The following is a 14,452-nucleotide window of genomic DNA, read 5'->3' as shown; positions in this document are numbered from 1 at the left end:
GTGGCAGCGGATGAAAAAAGCGGGAACGGAGGGCGGAAATGTGCGCCCTACTTCAACTTCGCTCAGTACCCGTTTGCTTCGTTCCGTATTACAAACTATGCCATTGGATGTCTGAATCCTGCACTATATCGGCCAGTGACGTAATGCTCTAATTGTCGCTCAATATCACCCAAAAGGGAACTTGCACCGAATCTGAAAAGGTTGGGAGTTAACCATTCGTTTCCTAATTCTTCCTTGATCAGAATTAAATAATCGAGAGCCTGTTTTGCTTTTTGGATTCCGCCCGCTGGCTTGTAACCTATTTTGACACCCGTTAATTCATAATAATCACGAATACAACGAATCATCACCAAACTCACGGCTAGAGTTGCATTCACGGATTCTTTTCCGGTAGATGTTTTGATAAAATCCGAACCGGCCATCATGGCTACCCAAGATGCTTTTGCTACTTTAGTATATGTTGGAATTTCACCCGTTGCCAAAATGGTTTTCATGTGTGCATCGCCACAAGCTTCGCGACACAATTTGATTTCGTCGTAAAGTTCTTTCCATTTTGATTCTAAAACCAATGCTCGAGAAATAACAATATCGATTTCGGTTGCACCGGCGGCAACTGATTTTTTGATTTCTGTAATTTTTTCTTCAAGCGAAATTTGACCCGCTGGAAAACCTGTTGATACTGCTGCAATCGGTATCGTACTTCCTTTCAGCGCTTCCTTTGCGTAAGGAATTAAATTATGGTATACGCAAACCGCACCCGTGGTAAGGTTGGCATTCTGCATTTGTAAAGCCTTTAAAATATCCTGTCGAACGGGATTCTTCGCTTTTTCGCACAAGCGCAGAACATTTCCACGGGTATCGTCGCCTGCCAAGGTGGTCAGGTCAATCATAGAAATTGCTTTTAAAAGCCAAGCTGCTTGAAACTCTTTTTTCACACTTCTTCGTCCACCCAAAGTTGTAACGCGACGATCAACTGCGCTTCGGTTAATATTGATCCTATCGAAATATTTGGTATTAAAGGGAAGACCTTTATTTCTTTGTTCACTATGATCATGCATAGGGTTGCTCGATTTTTTTTCTAATGTCTTTTGCATAAATTCAGGAGTTAATTAGAAAATATTTTTGAATTTCTTATGATATGTAAAATTAGCTAATTATATACAAATGAAAATGATTTGTACTGAAAATAGTGGTCATCAACTGGAACAAAAAATACATTTCTAACGAAATGTATTTTTGTAATTAGTATTTATAAATTCATTGTTCAAACCTTCAATTGTCTGTTAATACTTTGTTCTAAGGATATAAAAGTTTCTGTTCTTGTCACTCCTTTTAATTTCTGTAATTTGTTCAGAATCTCCATTAAATGATCATTATCTTTACAAAGTACCTTCAAAAAGACGGTGTAATTCCCTGTCGTATAATGAGCTTCTACTACCTCATTGATGTCATTTAACGATTTTATGGCATCGTGATAATGACTAGGTTGCTCTAAGTAAACCCCGATATACGAGACTACTTTATAACCAATCTTTCGAGGATTAAGAAAAGAAATAGAATTTTCTATAACCCCAGCCTGTTCCAATTTCTTTATTCTTTGGTGTACCGCTGTAGTGGATATTCCAACATTTTTTGAAATCTGTGCTAGAGAGGATTTTGCATTATCCATTAGCATATAAATGATTTCCTTATCTATAGCATCTAAATGATACTCGGCATTCACTGCATTTTTCATTTTTTTTAAAATTTTTCTGTTATTAACGTTTTATAGAATTAGTCCCTCGAAAAAACCGATATCACAGGTAAGTGATCACTATAACCACCTAGATACCTGGTTCCTGCATAAGTTCTAAACGGTCTTTCTGAGGATTTTTTATCCCAATTTCTTAATTTCTGATGGTTAAAAGCTTTTGCGAATTGAAAGTTCAGTGGATATTCTTCATCAAAAAATTTTGGCGATAATATTATCTGGTCAAAAAGCAAGCCACTTTTGTAATGAAAGGTAGAAAATACGCCATTTTTAAATAAATCGATGTAAGGATTTAATAATATCTTATTAAAATCGCCATCATAAAGGAAATTATTCAGATTATCTTCATCAGGATTTTCATTAAAATCACCCATCACGATTACTGAATCTTTATCATTTTTAAGTAATTCTGAGATTTTGGCATTTAGGTCTGCTAAAATATAATCGCGTTTGAATTTATTGACATCCCGCTCTCTTTTGCTTGGCAAATGCAATACAAATAGATTGATCAGTACACCCGCACATTTTACTTTGCAAAAAAGCACATCACGAGTAGTGTCGTAATATTCTGATTTTCCATTATCCATAGTGAAAAAATATGAAAATGGTTCAGATGAAATAATTTCGACCTTTGCTTTATCGTATAAAAAAGCAACATCTACTCCTCGTTCATCCATTGACTCATAGTGAACAATTCCATAATTACCATCAAAAGGCTCTAACTGGATTAACTCTTCCAAAGGTTTCTGACCCTGTACTTCAGACAATCCGATCAGCATGGGCAGTTCTCCTTCCGTTTCCAAGATTAATCTGAAAACGTGAGCTATTTTTAGAAGCTTGTTATTGTATTTCCTTTCGTCCCAATTTTTTAAGCCGGAGATGGTGGGATCAAGTTTATGTACTGGTGTAGGATCGGGATTAAAAAGATTCTCTACATTATAGAACGCAATTATTTCTGTATTATCCTTATTTGGCATATGAAAAGCAACCTTTATTTTAATTAAGATTGTAAACTTAGCAAAAATAATTAATTATGCTTACAATTAATTTAAAATATCTGGTCTTTTTTCTAAAGTAATACGAACGGCCTCATCGTACTGCCAATCTTCAATATTTTTCAAATTGCCTGATAATAGAACATCTGGCACTTTAAGTCCTTTATAATCAGAAGGTCTTGTGTAAATCGGCGGTGCCAACAAGTTATCCTGGAAACTATCTGTAAGGGCAGATTGCTCATCGTTGAGTACTCCTGGCAATAAACGAATAATTGAGTCTGCCAACACACAGGCTGCTAATTCACCTCCTGTCAACACATAATCACCTATGGAAATTTCTTTAGTGATATGAAGTTCGCGAACCCGCTGATCAATTCCCTTATAATGCCCACATAGGAAAATAAGATTTTTCTTAAGAGAAAGTGTGTTTGCGATTTTTTGAGTTAAAGTCTCGCCATCGGGAGTTAAATAAATAATCTCATCATATTCCCGTTGCGCTTTTAATTCCGAGATACATTTATCGATTGGCTCAATCATCATCACCATACCAGCACCGCCGCCATAAGGCTCATCATCGATCTGACGATGCTTACCAATACTCCAATTTCTCAGTTGATGAAAATGAACTTCCGCCAATCCTTTTTCAACCGCTCTCTTTAGAATTGATGCTTGAAAAGGACTCTCCATTAACTCAGGTAATACACTAATAACATCTATTCTCATTGTTCAGTATTGTTCTTTTTGTTAGGAATAATAATTAGTCGTAACGAAGAGTCTTTATTGATATAACTCCACATCCAGTTGAAGAAAATAGCGAGTTTATTACGAACGCTCAGAATAAGCATCAAGTGAAGGAACATCCAAAAATACCACGCCAGCAGACCTTGAAATTTCAGCTTTGGTAAATCTACTACCGCTCTGTGCTTACCTATTGTCGCCATACTTCCCTGATCGACATATTCATACTCCACCCAATCTTTGACAGATTTTTTTAAGAAATTTTTCCCTAAATTCTTACCTTGATTGATTGCAACGTTCGCAACCTGAGGGTGACCTGTTGGATATTTCGGCGTTTCCATATATGCAATATCTCCGATTGCAAAAATATTAGGATATCCTTCAATTCTATTATAACGATCTGTACGGAATCGATTTCTTAAAACAACTTCTGGATTTAATCCATCAACTATATTTCCGGTTACTCCAGCTGCCCAAATAACGTTATTGGAAGAGATTGCCTTTCCACTCTTCATGAATACTTTGTCACCATCATAATCTGTCACCATTTCTCCCCTCATAAAATCCACTCCCAATTCCTTCAAATATTGAGCGGATTTCTCCTGAGCTTCTTCACTCATCATCCCCAAAGGAGTTTCTGTAGAACTAATCAAGATAATTTTGAGATCCTGAAAATTCATATGTGGATAATCTCTAGGCAAAATATCTTTTTTCATTTCGGCAAAGGCTCCAGCCAACTCAACACCAGTGGGACCACTTCCCACAATAATGATATTCCAGTTGCCATCATCACTTCGCTTTTTTTCGATAATTAATTTTTCAAAAGTTAGCAACACATTATTTCTGATCGCAATAGCTTCCTGTGTATTTTTCATACCATAAGTCAAGCTTTCCATTTTTGCATTTCCGAAAAAATTGGTCTTACAGCCCGTTGCAATTACTAATTTATCATAAGTAAATTCTCCTTCACTGGTTACAATTTTATTATACTCAGGAATAATCTGTTCCACTTCAGTCATTCGAAATTGTACATTTCTTGACCTTTGGAATATTTTTCTAAAAGGAAAAGAAATATTACTGGGCTCAATCCGTCCGCAGGCAACCTGATAAAAAAGAGGTTGAAACATGTGATGGTTTACTTTATCTATGACCATCACTTTTTTCCTTTCATTATTCAGTGATTTTGCTAACTGAAGTCCTGCAAAACCGCCTCCGATAATTACTATTTTTTCACGTGTTTCCATTGCTGCAAAATTAGGGAAATTAAAATCAAATGTTTCTAAACATCAACAATATAAGAGCCAAAAAAAATCCTCGAAAAATTTCAAGGATTTATATTTATTGTTTTACGATCTGGGTGACCTTCTGCGTATTGTCACTAAGCGTATATCGCATGAGATATTTACCTGGTCTTAATCTATCTAATCGTATTTCGTCAGAATTCTTGTTAATCTGATATTCCGCAACCTGCATTCCTAGAATTGAATAAAAAGTGACCGACTTAATAAGTACCGTGGCATCTTTAGATTTTACCATAATAAAGTCACGTGCAGGATTTGGATACGCAACCACTACTCCGTCATCCGCTTTATTAGTATTTATAGCGGGTAACCTGTCTACAGACTGCGCATAAAAATTTTCGGATAAAACAGTTAAACTGCTGATAAAGAGCACAAGAAATAATAGTTTTTTCACCTATAATGATTTTATTTAAGATTTATCAAACAAAAGTAATCAAATGAATTTAAATATCATAGCTCTTTAAAAAAACTATAATTAAATTTGCAGTCGATAAAACAAATATTATTCCAATATGATTATATATTCTAGAAACAGACGATTAAGAACCAATGCATCAATAAGAGCTTTGGTTCAGGAAACTGTATTAACTACCAATGATTTGGTAATGCCTATTTTTGTGATGGAAGGAGTTGGTAAGCAGGAAGCAATTTCCTCCATGCCTGGAATTTTCAGACGCAGTATCGATTTAACGGTAAAAGAATGTCAGGAATTATTTTCTTTGGGGATAAAAGCAGTCAATCTGTACATGAAAGTTTCTGAAGATTTGAAAGATAATACAGGGAAAGAATCCTGGAATCCCAACGGACTGATGCAGAATACCATTAAAGCGATAAAAGATGCAGTCCCGGAAATGGTGATTATGCCCGATGTCGCGCTGGACCCGTATTCCATCTATGGCCATGACGGAATTATTACTAAAGGAAAAGTTGACAATGATGCAACAAACGATGCATTAACAAAAATGTCTATCTCATTAGCACAAGCAGGAGCGGATATTGTTGCACCCAGCGATATGATGGATGGAAGGGTTGCTGCCATAAGAGCTGGTTTAGAAGAAAGTGGATTTATTGATGTTGGTATTTTAAGTTATGCCGCAAAATATGCCAGTTCTTTTTATGGACCTTTTAGAAATGCGCTTGATTCTGCGCCCAAAGAGAATACAGAAAACCCTAAAGACAAAAAGACGTATCAAATGGATTTTCATAATTCCCGCGAAGCGATGGATGAAGTTCTAAAAGATATTGCAGAAGGAGCAGATATAATCATGATCAAACCAGGAATGCCGTATCTAGATATCGTAGCTAAAATACGTCAAGCAATCGACTTGCCAATTGCTGTTTATAACGTAAGCGGAGAATATGCTATGCTGAAAGCAGCAGCACAAAACGGCTGGTTGGATAATGACAAAGCGATCATGGAAAGCCTGACATGCATTAAACGTGCAGGAGCAGATATGATTTTTACTTATGCTGCAAAAGAAGCAGCTATTTTGCTTAATCAATAATCTATTTTCCTTTAATACAATAAGAGCTTCTGAAAACAGAAGCTCTTTTATTATTAAAACCAACCTTTCTTTTGTTGAACATAGGTGCGATCAAATTGTTCATCACTCATCGTTATATAAATAATACCTTCGATAAAAGGAATAATTGTAGCAATGCCGCAGGTACCGATATTTAGCGCTATCTGAATAAAACCTTCACTAATATATCCCAAGTAAAATTTATTTGCTGCAAAAGGCGCCAATAAAAGACCCAAAAGTCCCGCAGCTAATTTTTTCTCTGACCGATAATTCCCGTTACTAAAATTTTGATTAGAAGATGAATTTGGACTGTTGTAACCGTAAGTTTCCATTTTTTAAAGTTTTCGTTATATGTTTATATATAAGTCTTTAAAAAGAAGCTCTTGTTACATTAACGCGCTACTTTCCCTAAATAGAAAAACCCAATACATTTCTGATTATCTTCTAAACTAAGATAATCACCTACGTGCTGAATCATTCCGGGAGTACTCCAATAGCAGCCAATTTCGTAGGCAGTAGCTGTAAGATACATATTTTGGACCGCCATAGAGGTAGCCGCAATTTCTTCCCACTCTGGTAAGAGACCGCTAAAATTAACGCAAATGGTAATGATGGTATCTGTTTTTGAAATCTTGTCGGAAATATCCAGATATTTTTTTTCAAGATATGCTTGTGGTAAGCAAGTCTGCTTATAGATCTCTGCTAATTTTACCCCTAACTGGTTCTTTTCTTCATTTCTGAAAGTTCTAAAGCGCCAAGGTTTTGTTCGCTTATGATTTGGAGCGTAGTTTCCTGAATTTATAATTTCATTCAAAACTTCCCCATCGATTTCTTCTGCAGAATATGACTTCGGAAAAATACTTTTTCTCCCTTCTATAATTTCTTTTAAAACGCTTGTTTTTTCCATAAAATTTTTAAATGATAACTGATAGGAATAATTACCAGATATGCTCAATAACCTGACTTATATTATTCAACACAAATTCATCCCCTTGTTTTTTCCCAAACATAATCTTTGCCATTGGACTCTCTTCAGAAATGGCATAAAATCGGTCTCCTTCAAAAATAAACTCACCTAAAGATACGGAGATGTAAAACCTTGCTTTATTGGTGAAGACAATCGAACCGAGCTGAATCCTCTCCGAATTATTGTTGAGAACTTTCGCCAAGTTATTCTGTAAATTCTTAAGCGCAGCCATCTGTTTTTGCATGTGATAAATTTCTGACTGCATCTCTTCGCGAATAGAATCATACTTTGGTGTTTTCTTCACTTCACGACTAGCATCCAAAGTAAACTCCATAAACCGGCCAAGCTTTTCTATTTTCTGGGAAATAATTCCTTTAACGTGATTTCTAACATCACTTTTTACTAGAGTACTCTTCTGCATTCCACTTCTATTTATATTTAAAGATAAAAAATATTATTAAATAAAAGTGGTCACAAATCAACTGCCAAACTTAGAATTGACAGCGAAACTATAGCGCTTTCAGCTTTTGTCTTGTAGCTTCATATAAAATTGCTCCACAAGCCACAGAAACATTCAGTGATTGCGTTTTACCTTCAATGGGTAATTTAATTTTCTCATCGGAGTGATGCAGTACTTCTTTAGAAATTCCAGTTTCTTCATTCCCCATAACGATTGCACAAGGTTGTGTAAAATCAACATCGTATAATAATTTTTGAGCTTTTTCTGTCGCTGAAAATACCTGAACACCAGACTGCTGTAAAAAATCTACTACATGTCCTAAATTCTTTTCTTTGCAAATCTTCAAATTATAAATTGCACCGGCAGAAGTTTTTATTGCATCAGAATTCAGGGGTGCACCTCCTTTTTCCGGGATAATAATCGCATCAATTCCGACACATTCCGCAGTTCTACAAATAGCACCGAAATTTCTAACATCTGTTAACCGATCCAAAATAAGTAGAAAAGGTACTTTTCCGGCTTCGAAGAGCTCCGGTAAAATATTTTCAATGGAATGAAAAGGGACATCTGAAATAAAAGCAACCACACCTTGGTGGTTTTTGCGAGTAAATCGGTTTAGTTTTTCAATCGGAACATAATTTGCCCGAATTTTATGCTCTGCCAAAAGTGCTTTTAGCTCGGCATATAGCGGTCCCTGTAAGGCATTTTGTAAAAATACTTTATCAACTGTTTTTCCAGCTTCAAGTGCTTCGATCACGGGCCGAAGCCCAAATATAAAATCGTCTTTCATATATTTATTTAATATTTAAGTTTAATTATCAGCTCCCAAACTTAAAAATGGATTAAATTCTATTAAAACTGCTCTCCTAAAATTGCTCTTTTTTGTGCCATCGCATATCCTAAATGCTGCGTTTCATGCATGTTGTTGAAGATGATAGCATCTTGAATGTTTTTAAGATCCAACCCAAAACTCGTGGTATAAGAAGTGTAATCGGTAAAAAAGTCTGCATCAAAATCTTTCATCAAAATTTTCGAAGTTTCAGTAAGCAAAAAGGCTAGATCTTCCATTTCAGATTGAGGAACATCTAAAACAGGAAGCGTCCCCTTCTTATAAGTTTCGATCCAATACTTATCAATACGAAATGGATTACCGCTTAAATAATAATGAAGAAGCTGCTGTGTTGCTACTGTATGGGCAATATTCCAATAGATGTTATTGTTAAAACCATCTGGTATTAATAGCAGATCCCGCTTCGAAGTATTCTGTAAGACTTCAAGCAAATTTTGCCTTACCGCACGATGTGCCTGAAAATGATAATTCATTTTTCATTTATTTAAAGGTCAAAATTAGGTTAATTAACTGTAAACGACAAGAATTTAGCACACTACATCCTTGTATTAATATAAGATATATCACAATTAAATATAAGTAAAATTAAATAAGAGGCACTGAAATTTCGAGGGTAAAAGGTACACTTTTCAACCAATGGTCTCGGTTACTCATAATTTTTAACAAACTTTAACGTAGTATTGGCATCCATTGTGTTGATTGGTGAGCGTATTTATTAGAAATTTACACTTTAAATGCTAAACAAATTATGTCAGAAATTCATCAAGCTGAAGATATTAGACAACTAACAGAGAGAGTAAGAGAACAAAACTATTTTTTCACCCTTCTAAAACAGGAAATCAACAAAGCAATCATTGGACAGGAATATATGGTAGACCGTTTACTAGTCGGTCTTCTGGGCAATGGTCATGTATTACTGGAAGGAGTACCTGGACTAGCAAAAACACTGGCAATTAAAACATTGGCAGATGCGGTTGATGGAGAATTTTCAAGAATCCAATTCACCCCCGATCTATTACCAGCTGATGTTGTTGGTACCATGATCTACAGCATCAAAGACAATGATTTCTCTATCAAAAAAGGACCCATTTTCGCAAATTTCGTTTTAGCGGATGAGATTAACAGAGCGCCTTCCAAAGTACAATCGGCTCTATTAGAAGCGATGCAGGAAAAGCAAGTTACGATTGGGGATGAGACGATGCCTTTGCCAAAACCATTTTTAGTATTGGCAACTCAGAATCCGATTGATCAAGAAGGAACCTATTTATTGCCGGAAGCGCAGAGCGATCGGTTTATGCTGAAGTGTACGATCACCTATCCCGATTTTGAAGATGAGCGAAAAATCATGAAAATGGTGGCTACAGAGCACCAACCTGAGATTAGACCCGTGATTACGTTAGAGCATGTTACAGAGGCAAAGAAATTGGTTAATCAAATCTATCTGGATGAGAAAATCGAAAAATATATTCTTGATATGGTTTTCGCCACCCGTTTTCCAGAGAAGTATGGCCTTTCAGAATTAAAAAATTATATCAGTTTTGGAGCTTCACCAAGAGCTTCAATTAACTTATCAATCGCAGCCAGAGCTTTAGCATTTTTGAAAAACCGGGCATTTGTAATTCCCGAAGATGTAAAAGATATTGCGAAAGATGTATTGCGTCACCGCATAGGATTAAGTTTTGAAGCAGAAGCAGAAGAAATTAGTACTGATGATATTATTGAAAAAATTCTTACTAAAATTGAAGCTCCTTAATTTTAAGAAGAAATCAGAAATTCCATATTTTAATTAAAGAGATTTAGTTTAACTACTAAATTTAACGATAAGATTCCCACGGTGCAGATTAAAGACATTGTCAAAAAAGTAAAACAGATTGAGATTCGGACTAAGAAAAAGTCCGAAGAAACATTGATGGGACAATATCACAGCGCATTCAAAGGTCAGGGTATGACGTTCTCAGAAGTCCGCCCCTATCAATTTGGTGATGAGATCCGAAGAATTGACTGGAACAAAACAGCGCGATTCCGGGAACCATTTGTGAAGGTGATGGAAGAAGAGCGGGAACTCACCATGATGTTGCTGGTTGATATTTCCGCATCTATGGATTATGGAACACAAACCCAGTTAAAAAGAGAATTCGTAGCAGAAATTGCAGCAAGTGTTGGATTCTCTGCGGCGGGAAATAATGATAAAGTGGGCCTTATTTTATTCGCCGATAAAGTGTACAAAGTCATTCCACCACAAAAAGGCAGAAAACATATATTAGCCATTATCAGCACGATCTTAACAGCTGATTATGTACAGGCCGAAACCAAAATTGAGAAAGCATTAGAATATATGATGACGGTATTCAAAAAAAAATCGCTCGTCTTTATGTTTTCTGATTTTGAAGATAAATACGATTTGAAAATGCTAAGAGTAGCTTCCAGAAAACATCAATTATTAGGATTAAGAGTTTTTGACCAGAAAGATAATGAGATTCCTGACGTTGGATATGCTCTGTTCACAGACGCCGAAACAGGCAAGCAAATTTGGGCAAATACTTCAAGCGCTCGATGGAGGTACAGCTTCGCAGAAGAGCAAAAACAAAAAGTAAAAAAGCTCACAGAAGATTTTGAAAGCTCATCTGCAGGTTTTCTCAATATTAATACGGGAGAAGACTACGCAAAATTTTTGTATCAATATTTTAGAAAAAGATAAATTGAAAAAAACAGCACTCCTTATATTTTTATTCCTACAGGTTCTCGTGTTTTCGCAAACGCTTGGTTCAAAATTAGATAAGCAAACTTTAGCTTTAGGGGAACCGGGAATATTTAGAATTCATATCGCAGAATTGCAAGGTAAAGATGTTCAGTCTGCACCTAAAAATGAATTACTTCCCTTTCATTTTGAAGAAATAAAAGACAGTATTTCTAAACAGGTTGATACTTACGACCGTGTTATTGAATTTGCAGTATTTGAGGAAGGTAAATTCACTATTCCTTCTTTAGATTTTAAGATTAATGGAAAAGTATTTAAAACAATTCCATATGATGTAGAAGTAATTAACACCGCACAAAAAGGCGATGAGATCAATGACATCATGAAAAACAAAGAGGTCAAACTCGATGTGCAGGATTACTGGCAGCTTTACAAGTGGTATATTTTGGGAACCTTAATTTTAATTGCGATCGTATTTCTTATCTATCAACTTATTCGCTACGGAAAGAGAAGAAAATCGTCGCCTATCGTTATGACCAATCAAACTTTAAAAGAATTGGACCTGTTGAAAAAGAAAAAATATATAGAAGACGGAAACTACCGCCTATTCTATGTAGAATTGCTGGACATTACCAGAAACTTCATCACGAAACAATATAAAATCCCAGCGAATGTGCTGCTTACAGACGATTTGATTGATGTAATTAAGTTAAACAATACCATTTCACCAGAAAACGAAAGAATCATAGAAGACATCTTCTTGAGAGGAGATCTGGTGAAATTTGCAAAGGTTTTTCCAGACCAGCAAAATATGCAAACTGATTTTGATCAAATGAAAACATTTGTGAAACGATCTTCCAGAGATTTGGAAGACGAACAATTAAGGACTGGTGTTTAAAAATAAGATGATGGCATTAGATTTTTTAAACTTTGAGTTTTACAGTCCGTGGTTTTTGTTGCTGTTTTTGATTTTCATTCCGTTGATCATTTTAGATCTGCGCAAGAAAAAACGCTCAGGAATCAAGGTCCCTTCCACTCAAAGTATGGACGAGAACAAAACCATTCTCTTTGTTCTTTTTTTACTGAAAATCTCTAAATACGTTATCCTTTCTGCCTTAATTATTGCCATTTCCCGACCGAGAACCTTTACAATCTCTCAAAATCAAGATGACAGCAAAGGTATCGATATCATGCTTTCCGTAGATGTCTCGCTGAGTATGCTTGCAAAAGATCTGGAACCTGACCGCCTAACGGCTCTGAAAAAAATTGCGAAAAAATTTGTTAATCAAAGACCTGGCGACCGTATTGGATTAGTAACTTATTCGGGGGAAGCATTTACAAAAGTTCCCGTCACTTCTGATCACGCAGTCGTTCTGGAAGAGTTAGATCAATTGAATCCTCTTGAACTCTTGCCTGGAACTGCCATTGGCGAAGGTTTGTCTGTAGCCGTAACCCATTTAAGAAACAGCAAAGCAAAATCCAAAATCATTATTTTAATGACGGATGGAGTAAATACGATTGAAAATGCAATGCCAACCCAAGTTGGCGCAGAATTAGCCCGAAGTAATGGCATCAAAGTTTATACGATCGGAATTGGAACTAATGGTTACGCCCTGATGCCGACTGCGACTGATATTTTTGGTGATTTGGTTTTCACGGAGACGGAAGTACAAATTGACGAACCTGTCCTTCGTGAAATCGCACAGACGACAAATGGAAAATATTTTCGAGCAACTTCTAACGAAAGTTTGGAGAACGTATATGAAGAAATTAATCAACTTGAAAAATCCGAATTAAAAACCAGTAAGCTATACAATTACCAGGAATATTTTAGGATTTTTCTTTGGATTGCTTTAGGCGTTTTGATTTTTGATGCTTTATTGCGTTGGGTGTTTTATAAATTTTTAAGTTAGAAGAGGATAACTGTAATTAGAAGCAACATGATTTTAGCTTTATTGAAAAACGATCCCGCTTTTCGCTGCAATCTCTATTTTCGCAAAACTCAAATAGAGGATTTTCACTGCAATCGGGGCTAGAAGTTCAAGGGTTTTGTTTAATGAAAGATAAAAAAGATTAAAAATTGACTACGATATAAAAAATGAACTGGACTTTAGGAAATAACTGGTATTTATTTCTGCTGTTGCTTTTGCCGCTGCTAGGGATCATTATGGTTTACTATCTCAAATGGAAAAATGGTAGAAAGAGGATCTTTGCAGAAGTAAGGTTTCAAGAGGAATTATTTGAGAAGAAATCCAAATTCTCAAAAATACTGCCTCTGCTTTATCTACTGGGTACCTTATTTTTAATTTTATCAATTGTTGATGTTTTAAGCGGTTCCGAAGAGATAAAGACGAAACAGAAAATGAACAACGTTATCTTCTTGTTGGATGTTTCTAACTCTATGAATGCACAAGATATCGCACCTAACCGTTTAGATGAAGCCAAGAACATCATCATTAACACCATGGGTAAAATGAAAAATGACAAGGTTGGAATTGTGGTATTCGCAGGTGAAGCATCATCCATTATGCCATTAACTACAGATTTTACTGCTGCAGAGACGTATCTAGGCGGAGTAGAAACGAATATTGTCAAAACACAGGGAACTGATTTTCTGAAGGCTTTACAGACAGTTACTGAGAAATTTAAAAACATTCCCAAAGGAGCCCGTACAGTAATCATGCTAAGCGATGGTGAAGATAATGAAGGAAATGAAAAAGCAGCGATAAAATTGGCTTCAAAAGAGGGAATTTCTATCATTACCGTGGGGATAGGCTCAGAAGAAGGTGCTCCAATCCCCGAATATGTGTTCGGACAATTAATGGGATATAAAACAGATCTTGCAGGAGAAACCGTCATTTCAAAAAGACAGGATCTCGCTTTAAAAAATATTGCAAGTCAAACCGATGGAACTTATGTTGATGGCAATAATCTTGACAATGCTACTACCCAGATTATTGATGGATTGCGAAAAAGCACCTCTTCGTCTGAAAGTTCTGTACAATCAAATAATGCAATTCACTATTATCAATATTTTTTGGCATTATCGATTCTGTTTTTTATGATTATTTTTCTTTTTAATCCGAAAAAAGATTTCAATTTGTAATTCTAAACCTACTGATATCAAGTTTTTTAACCCAATTTTAACAGTTCCAACCATGGTCCTTAAC

At 35.7% G+C, this 14,452-nt stretch carries 17 protein-coding genes; 6 read left to right on the top strand and 11 right to left on the bottom strand.

The window, feature by feature from the left end; translation table 11 throughout:
• Window positions 1-95: 95 nt before the first annotated feature.
• From deoC to FNJ88_RS10460, 6 genes are all read right to left on the bottom strand, one after another.
• Window positions 96-1,094 carry a deoxyribose-phosphate aldolase gene (deoC, locus tag FNJ88_RS10485; RefSeq protein ID WP_143853069.1) on the bottom strand — a complete coding sequence of 333 codons (999 nt, stop codon included), beginning with the start codon at window positions 1,092-1,094 and terminating at the stop codon, window positions 96-98.
• A gap of 170 nt (window positions 1,095-1,264) precedes the next feature.
• Window positions 1,265-1,735: an Lrp/AsnC ligand binding domain-containing protein gene (locus tag FNJ88_RS10480; RefSeq protein WP_143853068.1), complete on the bottom strand. Its 471-nt coding sequence runs from the start codon at window positions 1,733-1,735 to the stop codon at window positions 1,265-1,267.
• Window positions 1,736-1,773: 38 nt separating this feature from the next.
• Window positions 1,774-2,727, bottom strand: a complete 954-nt coding sequence (locus FNJ88_RS10475; RefSeq protein ID WP_143853067.1) for an endonuclease/exonuclease/phosphatase family protein — start codon at window positions 2,725-2,727, stop codon at window positions 1,774-1,776.
• A 66-nt stretch (window positions 2,728-2,793) separates the two neighbouring features.
• Entirely contained in the window at window positions 2,794-3,468 is a 675-nt protein-coding gene (trmD, locus tag FNJ88_RS10470; RefSeq protein ID WP_143853066.1) for a tRNA (guanosine(37)-N1)-methyltransferase TrmD, read from the bottom strand.
• Window positions 3,465-4,727, bottom strand: a complete 1,263-nt coding sequence (locus FNJ88_RS10465; RefSeq protein ID WP_143853065.1) for an NAD(P)/FAD-dependent oxidoreductase — start codon at window positions 4,725-4,727, stop codon at window positions 3,465-3,467. The genes trmD and FNJ88_RS10465 overlap by 4 nt, the downstream gene beginning before the upstream one ends.
• Window positions 4,728-4,821: 94 nt before the next feature.
• Entirely contained in the window at window positions 4,822-5,178 is a 357-nt protein-coding gene (locus FNJ88_RS10460; protein WP_143853064.1) for a T9SS type A sorting domain-containing protein, read from the bottom strand.
• A 118-nt stretch (window positions 5,179-5,296) separates the two neighbouring features.
• Between FNJ88_RS10460 and hemB the strand changes: the two genes are divergently transcribed.
• The gene (hemB, locus tag FNJ88_RS10455; protein WP_143853063.1) at window positions 5,297-6,289 is read left to right on the top strand and encodes a porphobilinogen synthase; all 993 of its coding nucleotides are present in this window, start codon (window positions 5,297-5,299) and stop codon (window positions 6,287-6,289) included.
• A gap of 53 nt (window positions 6,290-6,342) precedes the next feature.
• On the opposite strand, the gene FNJ88_RS10450 is transcribed toward hemB, so the two are convergent.
• From FNJ88_RS10450 to FNJ88_RS10430, 5 genes are all read right to left on the bottom strand, one after another.
• A complete protein-coding gene (locus tag FNJ88_RS10450) occupies window positions 6,343-6,639 on the bottom strand; it encodes a TM2 domain-containing protein (protein WP_143853062.1) in 297 nt (98 codons plus the stop codon).
• A gap of 59 nt (window positions 6,640-6,698) precedes the next feature.
• Window positions 6,699-7,214: a nitroreductase gene (locus FNJ88_RS10445; protein ID WP_143853061.1), complete on the bottom strand. Its 516-nt coding sequence runs from the start codon at window positions 7,212-7,214 to the stop codon at window positions 6,699-6,701.
• Between the two features lie 31 nt (window positions 7,215-7,245).
• Window positions 7,246-7,695 (bottom strand): hypothetical protein, encoded by a 450-nt coding sequence (locus tag FNJ88_RS10440; RefSeq protein WP_143853060.1) that lies wholly within the window; start codon window positions 7,693-7,695, stop codon window positions 7,246-7,248.
• Between the two features lie 88 nt (window positions 7,696-7,783).
• Entirely contained in the window at window positions 7,784-8,524 is a 741-nt protein-coding gene (gene rlmB / locus FNJ88_RS10435) for a 23S rRNA (guanosine(2251)-2'-O)-methyltransferase RlmB (protein ID WP_143853059.1), read from the bottom strand.
• Window positions 8,525-8,586: 62 nt separating this feature from the next.
• Window positions 8,587-9,057 carry a DinB family protein gene (locus tag FNJ88_RS10430; protein ID WP_143853058.1) on the bottom strand — a complete coding sequence of 157 codons (471 nt, stop codon included), beginning with the start codon at window positions 9,055-9,057 and terminating at the stop codon, window positions 8,587-8,589.
• A 275-nt stretch (window positions 9,058-9,332) separates the two neighbouring features.
• On the opposite strand from FNJ88_RS10430, the gene FNJ88_RS10425 reads away from it, so the two are divergent.
• The 5 genes from FNJ88_RS10425 (at window position 9,333) to FNJ88_RS10405 (ending at window position 14,388) form a co-directional block, all read left to right on the top strand.
• Complete coding sequence (locus FNJ88_RS10425; protein WP_143853057.1) at window positions 9,333-10,337, top strand: AAA family ATPase; 1,005 nt, start codon at window positions 9,333-9,335, stop codon at window positions 10,335-10,337.
• Window positions 10,338-10,418: 81 nt separating this feature from the next.
• Window positions 10,419-11,282, top strand: coding sequence for a DUF58 domain-containing protein (locus tag FNJ88_RS10420; protein WP_143853056.1), 864 nt, complete (start codon window positions 10,419-10,421; stop codon window positions 11,280-11,282).
• 1 nt (window position 11,283) lies between these two features.
• Window positions 11,284-12,180, top strand: coding sequence for a BatD family protein (locus FNJ88_RS10415; protein ID WP_143853055.1), 897 nt, complete (start codon window positions 11,284-11,286; stop codon window positions 12,178-12,180).
• Window positions 12,181-12,187: 7 nt separating this feature from the next.
• Window positions 12,188-13,195 (top strand): VWA domain-containing protein, encoded by a 1,008-nt coding sequence (locus tag FNJ88_RS10410; protein ID WP_410494964.1) that lies wholly within the window; start codon window positions 12,188-12,190, stop codon window positions 13,193-13,195.
• A gap of 185 nt (window positions 13,196-13,380) precedes the next feature.
• Window positions 13,381-14,388 carry a vWA domain-containing protein gene (locus tag FNJ88_RS10405; RefSeq protein WP_143853053.1) on the top strand — a complete coding sequence of 336 codons (1,008 nt, stop codon included), beginning with the start codon at window positions 13,381-13,383 and terminating at the stop codon, window positions 14,386-14,388.
• Window positions 14,389-14,452: the final 64 nt, after the last annotated feature.

The organism is Chryseobacterium sp. SNU WT5 (assembly GCF_007362475.1).
Classification (GTDB): domain Bacteria; phylum Bacteroidota; class Bacteroidia; order Flavobacteriales; family Weeksellaceae; genus Kaistella.
Note: the sequence above shows the minus strand (reverse complement) of the source record. Positions and strands in the feature narration are given on the sequence as shown.